This is a genomic window from Blastopirellula retiformator (genome assembly GCF_007859755.1).
Classification (GTDB): domain Bacteria; phylum Planctomycetota; class Planctomycetia; order Pirellulales; family Pirellulaceae; genus Blastopirellula; species Blastopirellula retiformator.
The window spans coordinates 38,146-61,091 of record NZ_SJPF01000006.1 but is presented as its reverse complement, the minus strand read 5'-3'; the positions used below and the strand labels follow the sequence as shown (position 1 = coordinate 61,091).

The window sequence follows — 22,946 nt, the reverse complement described above, 5'->3', positions numbered from 1 at the left end:
CCGTTTCGCCGCCAGGCGTTCGCTTTGCAGGGAGGTCTTCCGCATGTCTTCTTCGGCCGCTTCGATTCAACAGCACTTTGCCGACCTGACCGATCCGCGCACGCGGAAGGTGACTTATCCGCTGGTCAACATCGTCACGATGTCGCTCTGCGCGGTGCTCGGCGGGGCGGACGATTTTGTCGCCATCGCCGATTGGGCGGAGGATAAGAAGGAGTGGCTTTCGAAGTTTCTCGACATGAGCAGCGGCGTCCCTTCGCACGATCGATTCAACGCGATTCTGGGCGCGCTCAAGCCGGCCGAGTTGGAGAAGTGTTTGCTGAGTTGGATCACGGCGCTGCAGGACATTACCGACGGACAAATCATCGCGATCGACGGCAAGACGTTGCGGCGCAGTTTCGACGCCGCCAGCAGCAAGGCGGCGATTCACATGGTCAGCGCCTGGGCGACCGCTAATCATGTGAGCCTGGGTCAGGTAGCGACCGACGCGAAGAGTAATGAGATCACGGCGATTCCGAAATTGCTCGAAATCATCGAGGTTTCCGGCTGTTTGGTGACGATCGACGCGATGGGCTGTCAAAAGGAGATCGCTGCAAAGATCGTCGACGCAGGCGGCGATTATTGCCTGGCGATCAAAGGAAATCAGCGTTACTTGCATCAGGCAATTCGCGATCACTTCGTCGCCGCGATGGAAGTCGACTTCAAGAAGCTGAAAGTCCATCGTCACGAAACGCACGAGAAAGGGCATGGCCGCGAAGAGTCGCGCTACTATTATCTCTGCCCGATCGACGCAGATGATTTTCCGTACGCGAGCAAGTGGAAGAAGTTGAAAGCGATCGGCATGACGATCAACATCGTCAAGCAAAACGGCAAAGAGACAAGCGACGTCCGCTACTATATCGTTAGCAAATACCTCACGGGCAAACGCTTCGCCGAAGCGGTCCGCGGTCACTGGAGCATCGAGAACAGTTTGCATTGGCAACTCGACGTAACGTTCGGCGAGGACCAAAGCCGCATCCGAAAAGGAAACGCCGACATCAACTTCAGCCTGCTGCGAAGAACGAGTTTGAGCCTCTTGAAGAACAACAAAACGGCCAAGGTGGGCGTGAAGAACAAGCGGCTAAAAGCGGGGCGGAACGACGCCTATCTGCTGGAAGTGTTGCTGGCGACGTGATTTATGGTGCGATCGCCGTGAAGGGGCGCCTGGCTATATTGATCTGGTCGACGGCGGCAATCTGGAGCTAACGATGTTCCGCGAAGGAAGTGAACTGACGGCGAAGCAAATGACCGATAGGAAGAAACCAAACGCGCCGCCGGTGACCGTCAAAGTGGCGCCAACCGACGCCAGTCTACAGCCCTCTGCTGAGCCAATTGCCGCCAGGGTGATCTCTTGCGAAAAAGCAGACGGCGGAACGATCAAGTTGGTGCTAGAAACGGATGGCGATACGAGCGGGTTTCAGGTGACGAAAGTGGCTCGGGTTTGGCTGGTGGAGTAACGAGCAGCGACTGTCGACGAGTTAGACTAGACCTTAGTCGCTGGTCCGAATTCACGCTCTTTAGGTTGATATTTGACGAATATTGACGAATATCGGGCGATCGTTTAGCTTGGAAGGTGGGAAGGAGAGCGATCATGCCTAGTTCATTGAATTTGTCGCTTACCGACGAGTTGCGTGCATTTGTCGACCAAAATTGCGGCGACGGAACTCTTTTCGCGACGCCGAGCGAATTTGTTCGTGATCTCATTCGACGGCAGAAAGTGTCGCAAGAGGCCGAGGCAGTGCGCGACAAGATCCTGGAAGGATATCAGGACGCGATTGCTGGAAGGACGACGCCGTTTGAGGGCGACCTGCGAAAGTTGCTTGCCAACAAGAAGGTACGGCAGTGAAAAGGAACGCGGGCAACGTTCAGCTACTCCTCACTGATCGCGCTCTGGCTGATTTGGCGGAAATTCGAACCTACACAGCCGCTAATTTCGGAAAACGCCAATCCGAAAAATATCTAGACGACTTAGAGTCTGCCCTGGCCCGGATTAAAGAGCAGCCTGATCTACTTCGGCACGAAGCCCAGTTTTCTGCGACACTCCAATTCTATCGCGTGAATAGGCATCTGGTGGTTTGTGATCGTTCGGAGTTAGCGATCTACGTTCTCACGGTAATTCATGGCAACCGTGATATACCAAGCCGCTTGAATGAATTGGCTCCAAGCTTGGCGGACGAAGTTGAAATTCTTCGAGGCAAGCTATAGTGAATCGCGAAACGGCTAGTTGTTGCTCGGATTCTCGGGTAGCTTACCGCGCTTTCGCCAACGTCTCCTCCAAATCAGTACGCAACGATCGCATGTACGCCCGCCACTCGGCGTCGAGCGCCTGTTTGTTCTGGCCAAAGACTTTGTCAAACGCCTTCTGCAACTCGTCGGGCGTGGTGTGAGTCGCCTCGGGTAGTTTGCCAAGTTCGCGATAGTAGGCGATCAACTTGTCGAAGTGCTTTTCCATCAGAAAGTGGGTGAAGGCCCACGATTGCCCATAGGCGTGCAGCGTGGTGAAGTTGTTGGCCGCCCGGGTGAAGATCTGATCGCTGACGATAAAGTCGATGTTCGAGACGCTGCGGATTGGCGCCAGTTCGCGGTACCAGCCGAGCCGTTCCGAATTGACGGCGCCAATGCCGCTCCAGGCCGCTTGTTTGGGCGACTCAAAGTAGGTCGCCATCCCTTCCGCCGCCCACGTCGGGATCGGGCGGTTCTCTGGCATCAGCCCGGTATTGGCCGCCAATTGGTGAGTCGCTTCGTGACTGACCACTTCGATGTCGAGGTTCTCTCGCTTCACGTCGATCAATAGATTAAGCGTATCGGCGAAGCGGATCACATCGGCCATGCCGCTGATTTTACGGCGGACGATTTCGTCCCGCTCGCTTTGGATCTTCTTGCTGATGAAGTTGAGCGCCTCGAACGATTCGTCGGTCCCTTGATCGTAGAAGACCGCCACGTTGTCGAGTCGATGATAGAACCCGGCCGCCGACGCCAGCTCGGGGCCCAGCAGCGTGACGAACTGCAGGTACTCGCGGTGTTCGGCAAACAGCACCACCATCAGTAACTTGTCGGGCACCTCCAGTTCGACCCCTTCCAGGCAGAACTTCATCAGGAAACTTTCGTAGACCGTTTCCAGCAGTTCCAGACGCTCTTCGGCCCGGGTCTTGTTGTCCCGTTTGCTCTTTCGGCTCGACGTATCGTGCAAGAGCAGGAAGTGCTTGCTGCGGACAAATTTCATATCTTGGCGGTTCTTGGTGAAGTCCCGCATGATCTTTTCTTGCGCTGGATCGATCGGCACCGGCTTGTCGATCGCCTGCTTGGTTTCGACCAGCTTTTTCACTCGGTCGTCATTGGGATCGATTTCCCAGGCCGCCTTACACGCGTCGTAGAAGATATTCAGCTTGCCGATCTTCAGGGCGTAACGTGCCGCGTCGAGACAGCCATTCAAGTCGCCGGCCGCCTTGGCGGTGCTCAACTTATTGACCGCTTGCGATTGGACCGACGGAACTTTGTAAATCTTGACGTTCGCGGCATTCATATAGAGATTGCCAAACGTCGGATGGCGGAACGTGACGTTCGCCCCAGGATTGACGGTCGCTCGCCCCTGCAGAATGAAAACCAGCTTCGTCCCCGGCACGTTGTACAGCACCAGGTCGGCATGGGTTTGCGAGAAACAGGCGAGTCCCAGCAAAAGTCCAAGCAAAACGCGAGCGATCATGGCAATCGGTTAGCAAAGAGAAGTACGATCGAGGGGGCGTAAGGGCACCCGGATTATCACCCGAATCGGCTTCGAGGGCAAAACAGTTCTTGCGGTTTGGTCGAATTGCCAGTGAAAAGTAGCGGTATAACCGAGACAAACGCCACGGCCGGATGTCAGAGAAAAGCCGGATGTTGTGCGGTTTTCTGCCCGGACGTGCCTGTAGTCGCGTTCTGCGGTCTATGCCGATCCTCGCAGCGGCGCCGGGTATGCCGCTTCGCTAGCAGAAGGGCATGTTCTCGCCACTTTCCTTCCGATAACCGAAGGAGGAAACCGGATTTTCTTTCTGGCGGTCGGATTGAAGGAATCGAAGCCATGTGGCGGTCATTTTTCTTGGCAGTTGGTATCACCCTGATCATCGTCGGCGCCGAATGTCTGATCGTGGATACGGCCAGCATGATGGGCGAAGGTGGGCCGCGCAGCGTTTCTCCGCCTCCTTGGGCGCCATGGAGCATGATGTCGTCCGGAGCGATCGTGATCATCTACTCGTTCACGATTCCGAAGCGGATGAACGCCTAGCAGTCCGTTGATTTTCTCAACAGGCAGCTAACAGCAGAACAGCGTGCGGCCCTTTGCCAGCGGCCGCACCACCAGGCTACCGCCGCCGGCGCGGCGGTTTCAGCAAGTCGGGCCAGGTCTATTCTTCCAGCAGGGAAGGGAAGGCCTGGCCTTTTTTCGTGTCCCTATGCGGCCGCTGCCAATTTGGCACAAATCAGAAATGCCCCCGCTTGGCGAATTGACCGCCTGGGTGGGGCAAGTTTCTAACTCTCGTGAAAACCGCCACTTAGGCGCTTCTTTGACATTTTGGCACAGCGGTTGCGTTTAGGTGGGCGTCGCTTTTGTCGGTCTGCCATTCTTGACGATGGCAAACTTCGCGGAGCGTCCACAACAAGACAATTCATCCCCATCCGCTGTTCGGTAACTGTGGCAATTCGGCCCAGGCGACAGCGAGAGTCGTTGATTCCACAAGAGGAGGATTCCAAACGTGGCGAAACAGATGGTTTTTGGCGACGATGCCCGCCAGCCGCTCCTAGACGGCGTTACGAAGCTGGCTCGTGCCGTGAAAAGCACGCTTGGACCGCGTGGTCGCAATGCGGTTTTGGATAAAGGTTGGGGTTCGCCGAAGGTAACCAAGGACGGCGTCACCGTCGCCGAGGATATCGATCTGGATGATCCCTACGAAAACCTCGCCTGCCAGCTGGTCAAAGAAGCGGCCAGCAAGACGAATGACGTCGCGGGCGACGGCACCACTACCGCCACCGTCCTGGCCGAAGCGATCTATCGCGAAGGTCTGAAGATGTTGGCCGCCGGCGCCGATGCGATGGCCCTGGCTCGCGGCATCGCCAAAGCGGTGGACGCCGTTAGCGAAGCGGTCCAGAAGATGGCCGTGAAAATCAACGAGAAGAGCAAGAAAGAGATCGAACAAGTCGCCACGATCGCGGGCAACAACGATCCGGCGATCGGCAAGGTCTTGGCCGAAGCGTTCCTGAAGGTCGGCAAAGACGGCGTCATCACGGTCGAAGAAGGTCGTGGCAGCGAAACGACCGTCGAAGTGGTCGAAGGGATGCAGTTCGATCGCGGCTATCTGTCGCCCCACTTCGTCACCGACGAAGACGCCCAGACGGTCGAACTGGACGACGCCTACGTGCTGGTCTTTGAGGAAAAGATCTCGTCGGCCAAGAAGCTGGTTCCGATCCTGGAAGCGGTCAGCAAGTCGAACAAGCCGCTGCTGATCATCGCCGAGGACATCGAAGGCGAAGCTCTGGCGACGCTGGTCGTCAACAAGCTCCGCGGCATCTTGAACGTCTGTGCCGTCAAGGCGCCGGGCTACGGCGATCGTCGCAAGGCGATGCTGGGCGACATCGCGGTTCTGACCGCCGCCACGCCGGTCTTCAAGGACCTGGGCATCGACCTGGAAAGCGTCAAGCTGTCGGACCTGGGCCGCATCAAGAAGGTCAAGATCTCGTCGGGCAACACCGTCTTCGTCGGCGGCGCCGGCAAGAAGGCCGACATCGAAGGTCGCGTTGATCAGATCCGTCGCGAAATCGAAGCGACCGATAGCGAATACGATCGCGAAAAGCTGCAAGAACGTCTGGCCAAGCTGGCCGGCGGCGTCGCGCAGATCAACTGTGGCGCGATCACCGAAACCGAAATGAAGGAACGGAAGGACCTGCTGGAAGACGCCAAGAGCGCCACGCAGGCCGCCCTGCAAGAAGGGATCGTTCCGGGTGGCGGCGTTGCGCTACTGCGTGCCGAAAAGGCCCTGAAGAAGTTGGGTCTGGAAGGGGACGCCAAGCTGGGCGCCGACATCATTGCGAAGGTTCTGGAATACCCGCTCCGTACGATTGCCGAAAATGCCGGCGTCGAAGGTTCGGTCGTGGTCAACCGCGTTCGTCAGCAGAAGAAGACGAACGAAGGTTACAACGCCGACAACGGCAACTACGAAGATCTGATCGACGCGGGTGTGATTGACCCGGCCAAGGTGGTTCGCACCGCCCTGTTCAACGCGGCCAGCGTCGCTTCGCTGTTGCTGACGACCGACTCGCTGATCACCGAAATTCCTTCGGAAGAAGAAGCGGGCGGCGACCATGATCACCACGACCACGGTGGCATGGGTGGCATGGGTGGCATGGGTGGCATGGGTGGCATGGGTGGCATGGGAATGCCGGGCATGATGTAATCCAGCCGCTTCGGCAGCGACAATCACCTCTCCACAAAATCAAAAAAACAATACAGACGAAGGATAGACGCAGATGGCCAAGAAACTGAAGATTCGCACGTTGGATGACCGCGTCGTCGTGCAGCCGCTGGACGCCGAAGAAACGACCGCTGGCGGCATCGTGCTGCCCGGTTCGGCTCAGGAAAAGCCGCAACGCGGCACCGTGTTGGCGGTTGGTCCGGGCAAGTTGCTCGATAGCGGCGCCCGCGCCGAACTGTCGATCACGATCGGCGACGAAGTGATCTACGGCAAGTACGGCGGCAGCGACATCGAAATTGACGGTGAGGAATACAAGATCCTCCGCGAGAGCGAAATTCTCGCCAAGGTGGTCAACGACTAGTCGTACCGGCTGGTACTGAAGTCATTCCGAATCATTCCATATAAGGACATTCAAGCGTGGCGAAACAACTGCTTTTCGACGATCATGCCCGCAGCAAAATGCTCAAGGGGATCGACAAGCTGGCCAGCGCGGTTGCGGTGACGATGGGACCGACCGGTCGAAACGTCATCATCAACAAGTCGTTCGGCGGCCCGACCGTAACCAAAGACGGCGTGACCGTCTCGAAAGAAATCGAACTCGAAGATCGTTTCGAGAACATGGGCGCCAAGCTGGTGAACGAAGTCGCCAGCAAGACGTCGGACGTCGCTGGCGACGGTACGACCACGGCGACCGTTCTGGCGCGTGCGATCTTCAAAGAAGGTATCCGCAACATCGTCGCCGGCAGCAACCCGTCGGCGATCCGTCGCGGTATCGAGAAGGCGGTCGCGGCGGCCGAAGCCCAACTGTTGGCCAACGCCAAGCCGGTTAAGGGTAAGGAAGAAGTCGCCCACGTCGGCGCCATCAGCGCCAACAACGATCACACGATCGGCGATCTGCTGGCCGAAGCGCTGTACCGCGTCGGCAAAGACGGCGTCATCACCGTCGAAGAAGGCAAGACCCGCGAAACGACCGTCGACTATGTCGAAGGGATGCAGTTCGACAAGGGTTACGTCTCGCCCTACTTCATCTCGAATCCGGCCGAAATGGATTGCGAGTTGGAAAACGCGTTGATCCTGCTGTTCGAGAAGAAGATCAGCAACATCCGCGATCTGGTTCCGGTCCTGGAGCAGGTCAGCGGAACCGGCAAGCCGCTGTTGATCGTCGCCGAAGACGTCGATGGCGAAGCCCTGACCGCCCTGGTCGTCAACAAGCTTCGCGGCGTGCTGAACGTCTGTGCCGTCAAGGCGCCGGGCTTCGGCGATCGTCGCAAGGCGATGCTGGCCGACATGGCGGTCCTGACCGGCGCCACCGTCATCAGCGAAGACCTGGGCATTTCGCTCGACAAGGTTCAGCTGGGTCAGCTTGGTAAGGCCAAGCGGATCACCGTGACCAAGGACAACACCACGATCGTCCAAGGTGGCGGCGACAAGTCGGCGCTGGAGCAACGCATCGGTCAGCTGAAGAAGCAGATCGAAGAAACCGAAAGCGAATACGACAAAGAGAAGTATCAGGAACGCTTGGCGAAGCTGGCCGGTGGGGTCGCCGTGATTGCGGTTGGCGCCGAAACCGAAGCCGAAATGAAGCAGACCAAGGCGCGCGTCGAAGACGCCCTGCATGCGACTCGCGCGGCCCTGGAAGAAGGCATTCTGCCGGGCGGCGGCGTCGCTTTGGTTCGCTGCAAAGAAGCGGTCGAAAAGGCTCGCTCGGCGGCCAAGGGTGACGAGAAGATCGGGGTCGATATCATCCTGAACTGTCTCGCCGCTCCGATGAAGCAGATCGCCGACAACGCCGGCATCGACGGCGCGGTCGTCGTCGACGAAGTTCTGCAGAAGAGCGCCAACACTGGTTATGACGCCAACAGCGGTCAGTACTGCGACATGCTGAAGGCGGGCATCATCGATCCGGCCAAGGTGGTTCGCACCGCTCTGTCGAACGCCGCGAGCATCGCTGGTCTGTTGTTGACCACCGAAGCGATGGTGACCAACTTCGATAAGGAAGATAAGGATACTCGCGTCGAAGGCGTCATTCGCTAACGGACGAGTAGAATCTTCCCGATGAAACGTGGAAGCGGACCGACAGTAGCGTCCGCTCCCTGATTGAAAATCGGCAGTGGGCTGCTTTCCTGGGCGAGAGCAGCCCATTTTGTTGACTACGCTACGGACTGAGGATATGGCCGTAAAAGCCGACTATTACGAAGTTCTCGGCGTCACGCGGACGGCGAGTGGAGACGAAATCGCCAAGGCGTATCGCAAGCTGGCGATCAAATACCATCCCGACAGCAATCCCGACGACGAAAACGCCATGCTGAAATTCAAGCAGGCGGCCGAAGCGTACGAGGTGCTGAACGATCCCGACAAGCGGAATCGGTATGACCAATATGGGCATGCCGGGGTCGACGGGCAGCAACGTCAGTATTCCGACGCAGAGGATATCTTCGAAGCGTTCGGCGATATCTTTGGCGGGGGGATCTTTGGCGATATCTTCGGCAGTGGACGGGGACGTTCGCGGGGTGGTCGTCGCGTCAGCAAAGGCGCGGATATCAAAGTTCAAGTCACGCTCGACTTGGAGGAAGCGGCCCGCGGCGTCGAGAAAACCGTTTTGTTCGATCGTCGCGAGACCTGCGAAACCTGCCAGGGAAGCGGCGCTGCGGCTGGTTCGCAGCCCGAACGCTGCGGTCGCTGCGGCGGTCATGGTCAGGTAGTCCAGCAAGCGGGCATTCTCCGCGTGCAAACGACTTGCCCGTCTTGTAACGGCGCCGGGGTCAAAATTACCGATCCCTGCCGCAGTTGCCGTGGTCAAGGTTATCAGAGCCGTCGCGTCGAATTGGACGTCAACATCCCGGCCGGCGTCGACGACCAGATGCGGGTTCGTCTGACCGGCGAAGGGCAACCGAGCCCCAATGGCGGTCCGGCAGGCGATTGCTACTGCTTTATTTCGCTACGGCGGCACAAGCTGTTCGAGCGCGATGGCGAGCATCTGATTCTAAAAATGCCGATCAGCTACACCCAGGCTGCGCTGGGCGCCGAGATTGAGGTTCCCACGCTGGTCGATGGCGCCCATCTGCTGAACGTGCCGAAAGGGACGCAGTCGGGCGAGGTCTTCAAGGTCCGCGGACAAGGAATGCCCGATCCGCATGGCCGCGGCAAAGGGGACATGTACGTGCAAACGTACATCGAAGTGCCGAAGAAATTGGAACAGCGCCAGGAAGAGTTGTTGCGCGAGCTGGCCGAGTTGGAACACACCAACGTCAGCCCGCACCGCAAGTCGTTCCTGGAATCGATTCGTGATTACTTGTTCTCCTCCGGCGACGATGAAAACGACGCCGTGAAGGAAAAATAGCCGAAGGATACGATACCGTGTCGAATGAAAACCCTTCTCCGGAAGAACAACCGCTAGACGTCACCAGCGAAGCGACTTCGGATTCTGCGAGCGCCGTCGATGAAGCGCTGGCCCAGGACACGCTCGATAGCGAAACGAACAAACTGCGCGAAGACTTGGCGGGCGCCGAACGCCGCATCCTGTTGGCTCAGGCCGACATGGAGAATCTCCGCAAGCGGATGCGCCGCGAAATGGACGAGTCGGTCAAATACGCCGACGTCCCGCTGATCTCGGACCTGCTGCCGGTGATCGACAACCTGACCCGGGCGATCGAATCGGCCGGCGAATCGCCGGAAGCGGCCGGCATCGTCACCGGGGTGAAGATGGTCGCGCAAAACATGCTGGACGTCCTCGCCAAGCGAGGCTGCAAGGCGATTGATGCGCTGGGGCAACCGTTTGATCCGAACTTGCACGACGCCATTTTGCAGCAACCCAGCGGCGACGTTCCGGCGGGGCACGTCTTGATGGTCACCCAAACCGGGTACCAACTGCATGACCGCGTTATTCGCCCCGCTCAAGTGATTGTCTCGACCGGCGGCCCCGCAGCGGCGGCTGATGGAGAGAGTTCCTAACTTCAACCCAGGGGGAAGCCAGGCTTGGTTTCCAGGTGCTACGATGCCGACCTACGAATACGAATGCGACGCTTGCCAACATCAATTTGAGGAGTTTCAAAACCTCAGCGACGATCCGTTGACGAAATGCCCAAAGTGCAAGAAGAAGAAACTGCGCCGGTTGTTCAGCACCGGCGGCGGGTTGATCTTTAAGGGCTCGGGCTTCTACATCACCGACTACCGTAGCGACTCGTACAAGAAGGGCGCCAGCGGCGATTCGAGCAGCAGTTCGTCGTCATCGACCGAGTCGAAGAGTAGCGACTCGAAGAGTTCGAGCAAGAGCACGTCGAAGTCGAAGAACTCCTCCAAGTCGAAAGACTAGTCTCGCTTCCGATAGACTGAATCAATGGCCGTCGCCGGGCATCATGGCGGCGGCTTTTTTTATGCAGATTCTTCGGTAGAAAGCTCGACCTTCTCGACGATCGCTTCTTCGTCTTGCCGCGGAAGCGTCGTCGCCGCGATCACGATCGCAGAAAAGCTGCAAACGGCCATCACGACCGACATCGAGAGGGGCGTTCCATCCGAAAAAGCGGCCGTTGCTCCGCTGGCGACTGCGCCGGCGGCGAAACGGATCGCTCCCATTAGCGCCGCCGCGGTTCCAGAAATGTGACCGAACGAATCGAGCGCCATCATGCTGGTGAGCGGCATGATGATTCCATTGGCCGCGACGATCGTGAACAACATCGCAGCGACCGGCGCTAAGGAGAGGTGCCCCGTGAGCGTGAGGATGGTTAGTAGGAGGCCGGCAACCAGATCGATCAGCAGCATCGCCCAAAGCAGGCGTTGCGCTTGGAAGCGACGAATCAACACCGGCGCGAGCTTGGCGGCGATCATCAGGCCAAACGCGTTCAAACCAAACGCCATGCTGTATTGCAGCGGACTTAGGCCCAGCGTCGTCATATAGACCGAGGAGGAGGCCGCCAGGTAGGCGAACATTCCTCCTTGCACGGCGCTGGAGACCAGCACCAACGGCAGGAACCGGCGACTCCGCAGCAGCGTTCCGTAATGCACGAGACCGTCGGTCAGCTTTCCGCTGCGGCGCAGATCAGGACTACGCGTTTCGGGAAGCTTCCAGGCGGTCAGCCCGATGAGCGCCCCGCCAAACAGACCAAGCAGGCAAAAAATGATCCTCCACGAGCCGAACTTCACCACCATGCTTCCCAGGACTGGCGCGATGATCGGCGCCACGCTGACCAGCATGACGATCAGCGACAGCAGTTTCGCCGCAGCTAGACCGGTATAGAGGTCGCGCGTCACGGCGAACGCCATGACCATGCCGATCGATCCGCCCAGTCCTTGGAAAAAGCGAAACGTGTAGAGACTCGCCGCATCGGGCGCCGCGGCGCAGCCGAACGCGGAGAGAGCAAACAAGCCCAGGCCGCCGAAAATCAACGGCTTTCGGCCATACTTGTCGGACAACGGGCCGCACAGCAATTGACCAAACATCAAGCCGGTGAAGAACGTCGTCAGGCTAAACTGGATCGCGCCTGATTCGACCGAAAAGTCGGTCGCCATCTGTGGGAACCCCGGCATGTACATATCGATCGCCAACGGGCCGATCGCGCACAGGCCTCCGAGAATCACCGCCAACATCAGCGGCGCACGTTGCGATGGATCGTCCTTGGACATTCCGCTTTCCATGCTCTTAAACAAACTCGATCGAACGACGGCTGAACAGGTTGTACTCGAACTCTTCCAGCACAAACTTCGGTTTCGCATCCTGGACGCTCGCCACGCCGGCGACCACCAGCAGCGGTAGGAAGTGATCAGGCGTCGGATGGTTGCGACGGACGTCGGGGCCCTTGGCGGCGTAGTTGATCAGCTCGCCGTAGTTTTTCGCTTCAACCGCGGCGGCCGCCCAGGCGTCGAAGTCGCCCGCCCAGGTCGGCGTTTCGCGCGGAAGTCCGCGGCGGAGTTCCAGCATCGGATGCGTAATATTGCCGCTGCCGATGATCAGCACCCCTTCGTCACGCAGCGGCGCGAGGGCGCGGCCAAACTCGAAGAGCCCGCGGGGACCTTCGGCGCTCGGCATCGAAACCTGCAGCACCGGGATCTCGGCCTTCGGGTACATATGAACGAGCGGCGTCCAGGCGCCATGATCGAGACCGCGCTCGGATCGCATCACCGACGATTGGGGAAGCAGCGACTCGACGCGAGTCGCCAGGTCTTTGGCGCCGGGAGCGTCATAACGAACTTCGTACAGCGGGCGAGGAAAGCCGCCGAAGTCGTAGACCAGTTCTTTCGGATCGGTCGAACTAAGCATTACCGGGCGGGTCTTCTCCCAGTGGGCCGAGACCACCATAATCGCCTTGGGCGCCGGCATCGCTTGTCCCCATTGGGCGAACGGGGCGCCGCGGACCGGATCGACGGCCAGTTCTGGCGAACCATGGGCGACGAAAATCGTCGGCAGTCGCTGATCGTTGGCGGCGACCGGGCTGGTTTCGGCCGCAACTGCGGTCCCGCAAAGTCCTTCCATCGTCAGGGTCGTCCCCCCGACCACCAGGCCGGCGTTAAAAGTGCGGCGATCAACACGTCCCGTATTTTCGGCAGGCATTCGACTCGTCTCCCTAGATGTCGATCTTCCGGCTCGCTGCCGAAAGAGATGGGCAAGGACCGGCAAATTGTGTTGCATAAAAAAGGTCGTTATGTAAACTATCGGCGATTTTGGCCCCGAACGCAAGTGTGGTTCGCCGCAAGCGCGATTGGCACTGACGCTAGCTGGGACCGCCTATTCGCGATTGGCGGAAGTTCTCGCCAGCGAGTGTTCCGGTAGCCAGGAGCAGGAGAAGGCAGAGACGATCCCGAGCAAGGGCAGGGGACGCAAGGTCGGTTCGTCCAGCGTCCGCTTCTCATCATGCCGCACTGCGTGCAGACGTTTCGCGATCGCCAGACGCCAACTTCGCCCCTACGCGGATTGCACGATTCCCCTTAAAATGGAAACCATGAAATGCCCAACCTGCGAGACCGAATTTGAAGAGCCTACCAAGTCGATGCCGTTCTGCAGCGAGCGCTGTCGCCAGATTGATCTGGGGTCTTGGCTGGGCGAGTCTTATTCGATGCCGGTCGACATTGATCGCCGACTCAGTCAACTCGCCGGAGAAATTCCGGAAGACGAGGCTGAGTGACGTTTTACGCTCGGCGGGTCGGTTCTATAATGCCCCCACGCTCGGTTGCACCCCCGTGGCGTGTGGAGATCTCGAATGACTGATGACCGTGACGTGCTCCGTTCCATTTCCTGGCGCGACGTCTTTCCCTGGGTTTTGATATTTCGCACCTTTGGCGTTTCGTTCCAACTGCGCGTCCTCCTGCTGGCGATCGCCGGCGTAATCTTGGTTGACGTTGGTTGGTGGGGCGCTGCTCAGGTTTTCTTGCCCCAGGAAGAACGTCCGCAGGCCGAGGTGGTACATCCGCCGCTGTTCGCCAAGCGGGCGGTAGAGCAAGCGGCGGAAGGTCGTCTGGGCACGATCTTGCTGATTGCCGACCCGATCCAGGAAGTCTGGGTGCACGCGACCCGTCCCTATCGGACGTTTTTCTCGGTGCATAACTCGATCCGCAGCGCCGCCTACCGGGCGTTTTGCGCATTATGGGCGACCGCCGTGTGGTCCGTTTTTGGCGGCGCGATTTGCCGGATTGCGGCGCTGGCGCTCACCCGCGACGAGCGCTGCGGTTTGAAGGCGGCCCTCAAGTTCGGCCTGTATCGATTCTTGTCGTTCTTTACGGCGCCGCTGTTCCCATTGCTGGGCGTCCTGGCGTTTGCAATCCCTGCGATCCTGCTGGGCCTGTTGTCCTACTTCGGCGACGTCGGACTGTTGATCTCCGGCATCCTCTACTTTGTCGCCGCGATTTTCGGCGTGATGACGGCAGCGCTGTTGATACCGCTACTGTTTGGTTGGCCGCTGATGTGGGGCGCGATTGCGACCGAAGCGTCCGATGCCTTTGACGCGCTGAGTCGTTCGTACGCGTACGTCACGCAGCGCCCGCTCCACTTCGCCTTTTACTCCGCAATCTCGTTGGCGGTGGGCGTGCTGGGGCTGTTCGTCATTTCGGTGATCGTGGTGGTGTCGCTCGGCATGACCGATTGGGCGTTCTCCCTGGGCGCCGGCGACGAACGTCTGGCCGAGATCCATGTTGCCGTCGAAGACGCGCTGTACTTCCCGCAAGCGATCGCCGGGGATGGGCCGCAACTGACGCAAGGCGCTCGCATCATTCACTTCTGGCGCGGATTGGTCGCCCGGATTATCGACGGCTACGTCTACGGCTTCTTCTTCATCGCGGCGACGGCCATTTACCTGCTGTTGCGCTACGACGTTGATCAGGCCGAGCTCGACGAAGTCGCCCTGGAAGACGAGGTCCGCTTTCCTCCGCCGACATTTGCGACCGAAGAAGGGAGCACGGCGGCCGAGCCGGAAAGTAAAGCGCCGGGGAATTTCGAATCGACGCCACCGCCGCCTGCAGACTAGATGAAAAGCGGAAACGGGAAAGCGGAGGAGAAGCGCCGGTCTGTTTTGCGTCTTCGGCTTTCTGCTCTCAGCTTTCCGCTTTGCCAAAGACTTCGTGCATGCCGCTGTGGAGTTGCCCGTTGCTCATCGTGCGGAAGCCGGCTGTTTTTGCGGCCGCCAAGCGGTCGGTTTGCACATGCGGGCCGTAGGCGATTAGCTCGAGTTCCGGCTTCTTCGCCTTCAGGGCCGTCACCAGATCGGCCAACGATTCGGTCGTCGAACCGAGATCGACCACCACGCGCTCCGTCTCGTCATCGACGGCGGCGGCGCATTGTTCCGACGATCCGACCATCTGTAGCGTGACGCCGCCCATGCGGGCCGCTTGTTGCGCTTTGCTGGGGAAGAGCAGGTCGCGGGTGAAATAGACGATCTTCATGGTGCGTGTGGCTTTCTCTGCGTTAGACCGCCGATGGTCCTCGGGCGGCCCCTCCGATTTGAATGGTTTGCTCGACCGGCATGACGAAGATCTTGCCGTCGCCGATGCAGCCGTCTTGGCCGGTCCGGGCGACGTTCTCGATCGTCGACAGCGCCCGTTCTAGAAAGTCATCATTGACGACCAGCTCAATCGAAATCTTCCGCAGCAGGGTCGTTTGATACTCAACGCCGCGAAACGTGGCCGAGTGTCCCCGTTGTCGCCCGTACCCTTCGGCGTCGGACACGGTGAACCGTTCGACCGAAATCTCCTTCAGCGCATCGCGCAACGAATCCAATTTGTTCGGCTGAATCAGGGCGACGATCATCTTCATCGAAAGGTCTCCTGCAAGCGACCGGCGGGCGCATTTCTACTGCGTGTAGGATAGCTGATTGCGGGGGAGAAAGAATAGTAGCACGACGCGCGAGCGAGGGAAATGCGGTCACAGAGAATGACTAATGTCTAAGAACTAATGTCTAGTGGAAGAGGGTTTTCAAGGCCGAAATTAGACATTAGTCATTTGCCCCAACGAATTTCTCTCGCTCGCGGTGCGGATTACAATCACGGCGGCTTGCGCACAAAAAAGCCCTCTTCTGGTCGAAGAGGGCTTTCTGGTTTTTAGATTGTTCGCCGCCGAATTACGGGCTGGCGAAGATCAGCTGCGAGTCGAGGACCTTGCCGATGCGGGCCTTGGTTTCGAGTAGGTGAGCCTGGGTGTAGGCGTCCAGCTTCACCTTCTTCTTCAAGGTCTGATCGATCTTCTTCGACAGGTCGACCAACTGCACATAGGCGATCGTCTGGCAATCTTCCGGAGCGAAAGTCTCGCCCAGAGCGATGTTCGACAAGCGGCGGAGGTAGTTCCGCTGCAGACCGCGACGCAGGCTGCTGATCGCCGGATCGCTGTTGGTGAACTTTTCGTCACCCTTCTTGATGTCGTTCAGTTCGCTATAAACGACATCGGTCAGGCGTTCCAGCAGTTCGGCGGTGGTCATCGCCTCTTCGTCTTCGGCTACCTTCAGTTCCGAATCGTGCATCCGGGTCAGAGTGCCCGACGAGAGCAACTGCGACATCACGCGATCCTGCCACATGGCGATGTAGCTGTGGATCGGGAAGTCGGGGCGCGAGGTCGTTGAAGTTCCCCAGTGATCCCAGTGCGACGGGGCCAGCTGGTTGTAGATCGAAGGATCGACTTCGTACGGCGTGTCGCTGAAGACCTGCTCTTCGAGCAGCTTCAGGGCCGCACGTTGCTGCTCAACGTCGACCGTCTTCATCGGCGGCTGAGCGTCTTTGTCTCCCTTGTGGCTGCGGCTGGTGTGGACGCCGCCAACATAACGGGAAACGAAGAACATCGCCTGACCGTGGGTGCTGAGCAAGACGTTGAACGCGCGACGCGCCTTCGAGTAGTCGTCTCCCTCTTTCACCACGCGATTGACCAGGTCGTCCATCGCTTCACGTACGACGGTCGCTTGTCGTTCGGCGAATTCGACGGCGTCATCGCCAAAGTCGAAGCGGTTCGAGTCCGGATCGGGGGCGCCGCTGACGGTGTCCTCGTCGGTCGAGTAGATCAGGCCCGCTTCGCCGCTACGCGACGCCAGCTTGTCGAGCTCTTTCTTTTCCCCTTCGGTTCCGCCCGAGTACGGGGTGTAGCCGTACTGGATCGCCCAGGCGTCGTACGGGCCGATCGTCTGCGGGAAGTAGTCGCCTTGCTTCTCGCCTTTCGGGGCGATGTTGGCCGGGACATAGTCCATGACGCTCGAGACCATCCCGTCGGCGGCGATCTTCGGATCATTCATCTCTTCCAGCGTGCGGAACTTGCTGGCCTTGAAGTTGTGACGCAGGCCGAGCGTGTGCCCGACTTCGTGCATCGTGACTTCCTTCAACCCTTGCATGAACAGCTTTTCGCGAACCTCTTCGCGATCGTCCGCCGCGGCGGCGCCTTCGGCGGCGATCAGGTTGGCGAAAGCCATTTGGCTGGTCATGCCGCGACCCAACATGCAGGCCGCGTGCGGCATCTTTGAACCGGAGGTGTTGCCGGTCAGGCGATCGATTTCGGCCTGACGTTCCGGCCAACCGCCGGTCAGGGCCGCGATACCTTGCGGATTGATGTCTTCGAACGTTTGTTGCCACGAGTTCAAAAACGAGGCGTCGAAGATGATGTCGGCGTCGAGCAACTGCCCGTTGTACGGGTTGGTGCGCGACGGGCCCATCGCAAAACCGGCGTCCGAGGTGATCCAGCGGAAGGTGTTGTAGTTAACGTCTTCCGGATCCCAGGTGTCGTCGTCTTCTTGCTGGCGAACGCGAACCGCATCGATAAAGCCAGCCTGCTCGAACGCTTTGTTCCATTCGAGGATGCCGTCGCGGATCGGCTTGCGGTACTTGTAGGGAACGGTGTTTTCCAAGTGGAACAGAATCGGCTCGGCCGGTTCCGACATCTTGGCGCTCGGTTCCGCTTTCTTCAGGTCCCAGCGATTGATGTAACGGACGAACTGGTCGTTATCGGATTGCGAGAAGTTCTTGACCACCGTCAGGAAGTACCCGACGCGATCGTCCGCCAAGCGAGGCTTATAGCCGTTGGACGGAATCTTGCTGATCGAGTAGTGGATGTCGATCGAAACGCCGCGGCTATCGGGCACGGTGTCCATGCTCATGCGGCCGCTGGTCTGGTAAGTCGCGGCGACTTCCAGTTCGATGTTCTTGTCAAAGCCTTTGACTTCGCTGAAGACCGACTTGCTGGGCGAGAACGAGGCGCCCGGCAAAGCGTCCGAAATCATCGGCAGGTCGCTCATGAAGACCGGGGTGACGTCGACCAGGTCGCCGCCATTGGGGCCTTTCTTGTCGGCCGGCAGGCTGAACAGCACGCTGTCGCCGTAGGCATGTTTGACCGCTTTCGCTTCCGGCTTGTTGCCATCGGCCTTAAAACGGACGTTCTTGCGAACGATATGGACGTTGTCGTCGACCTTGCGGAATTGCCAAACCCAGTCGTCGCCAAAGCCCCAGCTGAATCCGCCATAGATCGGATACTGGCCGATGCCGCGACTGATCGAGATCAGCACGATATACTCGCCGCTGTAGTGCTGCGACGAAAGCTCCAGGTACAGTCGATTCCCCTTGTGATGCATGGGGATCAGGCCATCTACCTTTTTGAAGTCCTTCAGAATGCGGACGTGGTCCGGCGTGCTGCTCGCGCTTCCGCCGCCGCCGCTGCTGCTCGAAGATCCGCCGCTGGTCGCCATGACCTTGTCGGCGTTGTCATTCGGTTTGGCGGTTTCGGCAGGCGTTTCCTTTTCGGCGGCCGCATCGTCGGCATAGGCCGAAAGTGGGCTGAACGTGAACGTAAGCCCGGCGGCGATCAGAACCGCCACAGAGGACCGCAATTGGGTCGACAGTATCATTATCAGTTTCTCTTAATGCGGGGGAGCTAATGTTTTGAGGGCAGACGAAGCGACTAGAGGCATTACGAGGAGGCGTGTCCGCCGCATGAGGGTATGGGTACTAAAATATACCCCATTTTCTCACATGGGCAGTTTTGGGAAAAGTTTTCCGGCGATCTCATGACAAAAATTGTGCATAATTCCGCGCAGGGGAATTGGATCACCTAGAGGGATTTTTTCGTTTGCGCCATGTTTGGCAAGCCTGAACACGAACAGATTGTTGCAATTAACGACCGGAATCTTGCGGCGAAAAGTCAGCTTTCGCGGTTTTCCGAAGTTTGCGCTCGTTCGTTGCAGCTTGTGCCGCTCGGCTCGGCCGGCGGTTTCAGCGGCGGCGCGATCTGGCGCGTCGAGACCGAAGACCGCCGTTACGCGCTGCGGCTTTGGCCCCGCGAGACGACCATGTCCCGCTTGAGCTTCGTCCACTCGTTACAACGTCAGTGGCGCGAGGCGAATCTAAAGTTCATTCCCTCTCTATTTACGACCAAAGAGGGGGATTCGTTCGCAAAAAGCGCACTTGGATTCTGGGAATTGGCGGAGTGGATGCCTGGCGAGCCGCCTGATCCAGGGGCGATTTCGCCCCCACAGCTGGATGCTGTAGTCGCTGCACTGGCGGCGATCCATAACGCCACGCGATCGACCGCCACGCTAGACACATCGCCTGGCCTAGGGCAACGCTTGGAAATGCTGACGCGGTGGCAGGCAACCGATTTTGCGCAAATCGAGCGACAGATCGAACAAGTCGGATGGCCCGAATTCGCTGCTCGTGCGCGAGAGACGCTCGCGCTTTTCCCGCACTTGGCGTCGCCGATTCGCGACGAATTAAGCGCTGCGGCCAAGGCGCCATTACCACTGCAGGAGTGTCTTCGCGATATTCATAGTGACCATATTTTCCTGACAGGCGCTTTTGTGACCGGTGTGATCGATTTTGGCGCCGTTCGCCGAGAATCTTGCGCCGGCGATTTGGCCCGGCTGTGCGGTTCGTTGTTTGAGAACGACCGCACCGGTTGGGACGATTTTTTGACGCGTTATGAGCGTCATCGCCCGCTTTTGCCCGCAGAACGCCGGGCCATCGCCACCTTTGATCGCTCGGCGGCGCTGTTGACCGGATTGCAGTGGATCGAGTGGATTGCCGTCGAAAAGCGGAGTTTCCCGCAACCAGAAGTGGTCCTGAACCGACTAGATATCTCTTTACGCCGCATGCGGTTTCTATTGAAATAGAGGGATCGTTCCAGCCGCTAGCGTCGACAACTGTCTTTTGTTTCACTGACGCACGGTGGCTCAGATGAAACGATAGACGATAGAATAACGTTGAACGTCGCCCGACTGCCGCGACCCATTGCCGAGCTGCAATCCCACCTGCGGCTGTCAGGTATTCCCTTACCCTCACCTCGAGTTTCACGATCGCATGACTTCGAAGCTTGTATCGCGACTGACGATTTTCGCCGCGCTCTTGTTGCTGACGACGCTCGTTTCGCTTCCTCTCACTTCCTCCGTTCATGCGCAAGGCTTTGATCCGTTCGCCGGGCTGGATGGTCTCGACGGCGGCATGGCCGGCAGCGACCCCAACCTGTCGGTGACCGGCAAGTTCTTTGTCGATCCGTCGAAGAAGTTTGGCAAGTTGGAAGTGACCGCGTCGGTCGACAACGGTTGGTACCTCTACTCGATCACGCAGAAGCCGGGTGGGCCGTTGCCGTCGAAGTTGACGCTGACGCCCAATCCGGCCGTTACGGCGATCGGTACGTTCTCGACCGATCAGAAGCCGAAGATCGTGCCGCCCGACGCCATCATGCCGGTCGCGCAAGAGAAGCACTATCACTCGGTCACTTGGACGGCGCCGATCGCGCTGGCCGACGGAGTCGATCCCAGCGCTCTGACGCTGGAATTGAAATACTCGGGACAGACCTGCTCTGACGCGGGGACGTGCGTGCCGCAGCGAGCGACGCTCGAAGCGAAGTTCGCCGGCGAAGAAAAGGTCAACGTGCCGGCTGGCTTTGGCGCTGCGGCGACGCCGGCGCCGGTCGCGGCGATGGGCAGTTACAAAATTACCGGCAAGCCAGGCAACTACGAAACGCCGGCCGGTCACTCGATCGTCAGCGGCTATGTCGCCCCCAAGGCGGTTGAGCCGGGCGACAAGGTGCTGGTGACGTTGACGGTCAAGGTGACCGATCACTATCACGTCTACGCCTACGACACCGAAGACCCGCTGATCTACAAACCGACGATCATGGGTCTCGGCAAAGAGACCCCGTGGAAGATGACTACGCCTACGACCAAGAATCCGGTCGTCGTCAAAGAGTTGATCCCCGGCGAATCGCCGCTGAAGTATCACGAAGGGGACACCATCTGGACGTTTGAAGTCTTGGTGCCCAAGGACGCCGCCCCCGGCGAGCATCCGATCGTCGGCTATCTCGGCTATCAAACCTGCACCGAAGCGACCTGTGATCGTCCGCATGGCGTGAAGTTTGAAGCGGTCGTCAATGTTGGCGCCGCAACCGACGTCGGTACGACCGAACTCGCGTTCAGCGAAACTCCGTACAACTCCGCCGCGGACGCCGCTGCGGGCAATGAGGTCGTCGCGGTCGCCGAGACCCCGCAGCCGACCGCTCCGCCCAGCGACGGCGATGGTGGCCGCTGGCAAGTCGTTAACTCCGAAAAGATCACCAGCATCTACATGGCGATGTTCCTGGCGCTGATCGGCGGCGGGTTGCTCAACTTCATGCCGTGCGTGCTGCCGGTCGTCGGTCTGAAGATCATGGCTTTCGCGCATCAGGGGGGCGAGCATCGGGCTCGCGTCCTTGGTTTGAACGTCGTCTATACGCTTGGTTTGCTGTCGGTCTTCTGGGCCCTCGCCTTGTTGGCGATCGGGGCGCATGTCCTGGGAGAATCGGCCGGCGGCGACGCCACGGCCCAAGGTTGGGGCTCGCAGTTCGGTAACCCCTGGTTCTCGATTCCGCTGCTCAGCTTGGTCTTTGTGATGGCCCTCAGTTTTTTGGGCGTGTGGGAACTGCAGATCCCGGGCTTTGTCGGCGGTTCGACCGCGGGCGAGTTGACCTCCCGCGAAGGTTACAGCGGCGCCTTCTTCAAAGGGATCTTCACCACGCTCTTGGCGACTCCTTGTAGCGGGCCGTTTTTAGGGCCGGTGTTTGGGTTTACCTTGGCGAGCGAGCCTTACGTCACCTTCCTGGTCTTTACCTGCATCGGCCTCGGCATGGCTTCGCCCTATCTGTTGATCGCCGCCTTCCCGTCGATGATTCGCTTTCTGCCGAAGCCGGGCGCTTGGATGGAGACGTTCAAGAACCTGATGGGCTTCGTCCTACTCGGCACGGTTGTCTATATGTTGACCATCGTGGACAAAGACTACTTCCTGCCGACCTTGGCATTGCTGGTCTTTCTAGGCGTTAGCTGTTGGATCCTGCAATTGACGCCGCCAGCGTCAGAGTTCGGCACATCGATGAAATACTGGGGCGCCGCGATCGCGGTCGCTGTGGTTGGCGCCTATGGCTCGTTTACGCTGCTGGTGCATGGCGAAACCGAGATCGCGTGGCAATACGTCGCCGAGTCGGAATACGCCACCATCGAAGATGACCTGATTTCGCTGCAGCAGTCGGGGCAAACCGTGATGGTCGACTTTACGGCGACCTGGTGCCCGAACTGCAAGTACAACTTCGCTTCGGCAATCGATACCGAGGAAGTCGCAGCGGTCGTTTCGGCCAACTCCATCGTGCCGAAGATCATCGACTATACCAACGAAGACCCGCCGCTGAAGGCGCTGCTCAATGGCTTGGGTTACAACTCGATCCCGATGTTCGCCGTCTTCCCGGCCAACCGTCCCGGCGAAGTCTATGTGCTGAGCGACGTCATCACCAAGCAAGACGTGATCAAGGTCCTGCAGGAAGCGGGCCCGTCCAGCGCAACGGCCGCAGCTAGCGAAAGCTCGCCCACCGCCAAGACCGCGATGGCGGGGCACTAGAGCGGTTTTCCTCCATCTGTATCGTTCTGGCTGGTTGCGGCCGCGCTGGTCGGCGTTGACCAGCTTGCCTCACCAACGCCAGAAACGCGACAGCTATCAGAAAAACGCTCTAGCCGTCTACGGGCGATTGTTGATTCATCGACAAGCGAGACGCCGATGTGCGTC

The 22,946-nt window shown here is 59.0% G+C and carries 22 protein-coding genes; 15 read left to right on the top strand and 7 right to left on the bottom strand.

All coding sequences use genetic code 11. From position 1 onward, the window contains the following. Positions 1 to 43: 43 nt before the first annotated feature. From Enr8_RS22235 to Enr8_RS22220, 4 genes are all read left to right on the top strand, one after another. Complete coding sequence (locus Enr8_RS22235) at positions 44 to 1,171, top strand: ISAs1 family transposase (RefSeq protein ID WP_146435957.1); 1,128 nt, start codon at positions 44 to 46, stop codon at positions 1,169 to 1,171. A 73-nt stretch (positions 1,172 to 1,244) separates the two neighbouring features. Further along, positions 1,245 to 1,493, top strand: coding sequence for a hypothetical protein (locus Enr8_RS22230; RefSeq protein ID WP_146435955.1), 249 nt, complete (start codon positions 1,245 to 1,247; stop codon positions 1,491 to 1,493). A gap of 134 nt (positions 1,494 to 1,627) precedes the next feature. After that, positions 1,628 to 1,882: a ribbon-helix-helix domain-containing protein gene (locus tag Enr8_RS22225; protein WP_146435953.1), complete on the top strand. Its 255-nt coding sequence runs from the start codon at positions 1,628 to 1,630 to the stop codon at positions 1,880 to 1,882. Next, positions 1,879 to 2,241: a type II toxin-antitoxin system RelE/ParE family toxin gene (locus Enr8_RS22220; protein ID WP_146435951.1), complete on the top strand. Its 363-nt coding sequence runs from the start codon at positions 1,879 to 1,881 to the stop codon at positions 2,239 to 2,241. Before Enr8_RS22225 ends, Enr8_RS22220 begins: the two co-directional genes overlap by 4 nt. Positions 2,242 to 2,284: 43 nt before the next feature. Here Enr8_RS22220 and Enr8_RS22215 read toward each other — a convergent pair whose 3' ends face one another. Next, positions 2,285 to 3,739, bottom strand: a complete 1,455-nt coding sequence (locus Enr8_RS22215) for a DUF1570 domain-containing protein (RefSeq protein WP_146435949.1) — start codon at positions 3,737 to 3,739, stop codon at positions 2,285 to 2,287. 354 nt (positions 3,740 to 4,093) lie between these two features. Between Enr8_RS22215 and Enr8_RS22210 the strand changes: the two genes are divergently transcribed. The 7 genes from Enr8_RS22210 to Enr8_RS22180 all read left to right on the top strand — a co-directional run bounded on the left by Enr8_RS22210 (position 4,094) and on the right by Enr8_RS22180 (position 10,788). Next, on the top strand, positions 4,094 to 4,297 hold the full coding sequence (locus tag Enr8_RS22210) for a hypothetical protein (protein ID WP_146435947.1): 204 nt from the start codon (positions 4,094 to 4,096) through the stop codon (positions 4,295 to 4,297). Positions 4,298 to 4,763: 466 nt separating this feature from the next. Then, entirely contained in the window at positions 4,764 to 6,458 is a 1,695-nt protein-coding gene (gene groL / locus Enr8_RS22205) for a chaperonin GroEL (protein WP_146435945.1), read from the top strand. A gap of 73 nt (positions 6,459 to 6,531) precedes the next feature. Then, positions 6,532 to 6,837, top strand: coding sequence for a co-chaperone GroES (locus Enr8_RS22200; protein ID WP_146435943.1), 306 nt, complete (start codon positions 6,532 to 6,534; stop codon positions 6,835 to 6,837). A gap of 56 nt (positions 6,838 to 6,893) precedes the next feature. Next, positions 6,894 to 8,510 (top strand): chaperonin GroEL, encoded by a 1,617-nt coding sequence (gene groL, locus Enr8_RS22195; protein ID WP_146435941.1) that lies wholly within the window; start codon positions 6,894 to 6,896, stop codon positions 8,508 to 8,510. Positions 8,511 to 8,646: 136 nt separating this feature from the next. Continuing rightward, positions 8,647 to 9,816, top strand: coding sequence for a molecular chaperone DnaJ (gene dnaJ, locus Enr8_RS22190; protein WP_146435939.1), 1,170 nt, complete (start codon positions 8,647 to 8,649; stop codon positions 9,814 to 9,816). 17 nt (positions 9,817 to 9,833) lie between these two features. After that, positions 9,834 to 10,427, top strand: coding sequence for a nucleotide exchange factor GrpE (gene grpE, locus Enr8_RS22185; RefSeq protein ID WP_186767808.1), 594 nt, complete (start codon positions 9,834 to 9,836; stop codon positions 10,425 to 10,427). A 43-nt stretch (positions 10,428 to 10,470) separates the two neighbouring features. Next, the gene (locus Enr8_RS22180; protein ID WP_146435934.1) at positions 10,471 to 10,788 is read left to right on the top strand and encodes an FmdB family zinc ribbon protein; all 318 of its coding nucleotides are present in this window, start codon (positions 10,471 to 10,473) and stop codon (positions 10,786 to 10,788) included. Between the two features lie 59 nt (positions 10,789 to 10,847). Here Enr8_RS22180 and Enr8_RS22175 read toward each other — a convergent pair whose 3' ends face one another. Both Enr8_RS22175 and Enr8_RS22170 read right to left on the bottom strand, forming a co-directional pair. Continuing rightward, complete coding sequence (locus tag Enr8_RS22175; RefSeq protein ID WP_186767807.1) at positions 10,848 to 12,095, bottom strand: multidrug effflux MFS transporter; 1,248 nt, start codon at positions 12,093 to 12,095, stop codon at positions 10,848 to 10,850. A gap of 16 nt (positions 12,096 to 12,111) precedes the next feature. Beyond that, positions 12,112 to 13,020 (bottom strand): DODA-type extradiol aromatic ring-opening family dioxygenase, encoded by a 909-nt coding sequence (locus Enr8_RS22170; RefSeq protein ID WP_186767806.1) that lies wholly within the window; start codon positions 13,018 to 13,020, stop codon positions 12,112 to 12,114. Positions 13,021 to 13,408: 388 nt separating this feature from the next. On the opposite strand from Enr8_RS22170, the gene yacG reads away from it, so the two are divergent. Together yacG and Enr8_RS22160 are read left to right on the top strand one after the other, a co-directional pair. Then, a complete protein-coding gene (yacG, locus tag Enr8_RS22165; RefSeq protein ID WP_146435927.1) occupies positions 13,409 to 13,591 on the top strand; it encodes a DNA gyrase inhibitor YacG in 183 nt (60 codons plus the stop codon). A gap of 75 nt (positions 13,592 to 13,666) precedes the next feature. Continuing rightward, positions 13,667 to 14,926, top strand: coding sequence for a hypothetical protein (locus tag Enr8_RS22160; protein ID WP_146435925.1), 1,260 nt, complete (start codon positions 13,667 to 13,669; stop codon positions 14,924 to 14,926). A 67-nt stretch (positions 14,927 to 14,993) separates the two neighbouring features. On the opposite strand, the gene Enr8_RS22155 is transcribed toward Enr8_RS22160, so the two are convergent. The 4 genes from Enr8_RS22155 to Enr8_RS26315 form a co-directional block, all read right to left on the bottom strand. Next, on the bottom strand, positions 14,994 to 15,341 hold the full coding sequence (locus Enr8_RS22155) for a hypothetical protein (RefSeq protein ID WP_146435923.1): 348 nt from the start codon (positions 15,339 to 15,341) through the stop codon (positions 14,994 to 14,996). A 22-nt stretch (positions 15,342 to 15,363) separates the two neighbouring features. After that, on the bottom strand, positions 15,364 to 15,711 hold the full coding sequence (locus tag Enr8_RS22150) for a P-II family nitrogen regulator (protein WP_146435921.1): 348 nt from the start codon (positions 15,709 to 15,711) through the stop codon (positions 15,364 to 15,366). A gap of 304 nt (positions 15,712 to 16,015) precedes the next feature. Further along, entirely contained in the window at positions 16,016 to 18,769 is a 2,754-nt protein-coding gene (locus Enr8_RS22145) for a zinc-dependent metalloprotease (RefSeq protein WP_246120212.1), read from the bottom strand. Positions 18,770 to 18,889: 120 nt separating this feature from the next. Then, positions 18,890 to 19,234: a hypothetical protein gene (locus Enr8_RS26315; RefSeq protein WP_246120211.1), complete on the bottom strand. Its 345-nt coding sequence runs from the start codon at positions 19,232 to 19,234 to the stop codon at positions 18,890 to 18,892. Between Enr8_RS26315 and Enr8_RS22140 the strand changes: the two genes are divergently transcribed. Both Enr8_RS22140 and Enr8_RS22135 read left to right on the top strand, forming a co-directional pair. Further along, positions 19,211 to 20,029, top strand: a complete 819-nt coding sequence (locus Enr8_RS22140; RefSeq protein ID WP_246120210.1) for a phosphotransferase — start codon at positions 19,211 to 19,213, stop codon at positions 20,027 to 20,029. The genes Enr8_RS26315 and Enr8_RS22140 overlap by 24 nt on opposite strands. 187 nt (positions 20,030 to 20,216) lie before the next feature. Beyond that, positions 20,217 to 22,781: a protein-disulfide reductase DsbD family protein gene (locus Enr8_RS22135; protein WP_146435918.1), complete on the top strand. Its 2,565-nt coding sequence runs from the start codon at positions 20,217 to 20,219 to the stop codon at positions 22,779 to 22,781. The last annotated feature ends 165 nt before the right edge of the window (positions 22,782 to 22,946 follow it).

What these genes read in the sequence shown, in the direction of transcription:
- Enr8_RS22215 (WP_146435949.1), bottom strand. Translation starts at nt 3,739, where the DNA reads ATGATCGCTCGCGTTTTGCTTGGACTTTTGCTGGGACTCGCCTGTTTC.
- Enr8_RS22155 (WP_146435923.1), bottom strand. Translation starts at nt 15,341, where the DNA reads ATGAAGATCGTCTATTTCACCCGCGACCTGCTCTTCCCCAGCAAAGCG.
- Enr8_RS22160 (WP_146435925.1), top strand. Translation starts at nt 13,667, where the DNA reads ATGACTGATGACCGTGACGTGCTCCGTTCCATTTCCTGGCGCGACGTC.
- Enr8_RS22135 (WP_146435918.1), top strand. Translation starts at nt 20,217, where the DNA reads ATGACTTCGAAGCTTGTATCGCGACTGACGATTTTCGCCGCGCTCTTG.
- Enr8_RS22175 (WP_186767807.1), bottom strand. Translation starts at nt 12,095, where the DNA reads ATGTCCAAGGACGATCCATCGCAACGTGCGCCGCTGATGTTGGCGGTG.
- Enr8_RS22210 (WP_146435947.1), top strand. Translation starts at nt 4,094, where the DNA reads ATGTGGCGGTCATTTTTCTTGGCAGTTGGTATCACCCTGATCATCGTC.
- Enr8_RS22230 (WP_146435955.1), top strand. Translation starts at nt 1,245, where the DNA reads ATGTTCCGCGAAGGAAGTGAACTGACGGCGAAGCAAATGACCGATAGG.
- Enr8_RS22140 (WP_246120210.1), top strand. Translation starts at nt 19,211, where the DNA reads ATGTCCCGCTTGAGCTTCGTCCACTCGTTACAACGTCAGTGGCGCGAG.
- Enr8_RS22180 (WP_146435934.1), top strand. Translation starts at nt 10,471, where the DNA reads ATGCCGACCTACGAATACGAATGCGACGCTTGCCAACATCAATTTGAG.
- Enr8_RS22150 (WP_146435921.1), bottom strand. Translation starts at nt 15,711, where the DNA reads ATGAAGATGATCGTCGCCCTGATTCAGCCGAACAAATTGGATTCGTTG.
- yacG (WP_146435927.1), top strand. Translation starts at nt 13,409, where the DNA reads ATGAAATGCCCAACCTGCGAGACCGAATTTGAAGAGCCTACCAAGTCG.
- Enr8_RS22225 (WP_146435953.1), top strand. Translation starts at nt 1,628, where the DNA reads ATGCCTAGTTCATTGAATTTGTCGCTTACCGACGAGTTGCGTGCATTT.
- Enr8_RS22235 (WP_146435957.1), top strand. Translation starts at nt 44, where the DNA reads ATGTCTTCTTCGGCCGCTTCGATTCAACAGCACTTTGCCGACCTGACC.
- Enr8_RS22200 (WP_146435943.1), top strand. Translation starts at nt 6,532, where the DNA reads ATGGCCAAGAAACTGAAGATTCGCACGTTGGATGACCGCGTCGTCGTG.
- Enr8_RS22145 (WP_246120212.1), bottom strand. Translation starts at nt 18,769, where the DNA reads ATGATACTGTCGACCCAATTGCGGTCCTCTGTGGCGGTTCTGATCGCC.
- Enr8_RS22170 (WP_186767806.1), bottom strand. Translation starts at nt 13,020, where the DNA reads ATGCCTGCCGAAAATACGGGACGTGTTGATCGCCGCACTTTTAACGCC.
- dnaJ (WP_146435939.1), top strand. Translation starts at nt 8,647, where the DNA reads ATGGCCGTAAAAGCCGACTATTACGAAGTTCTCGGCGTCACGCGGACG.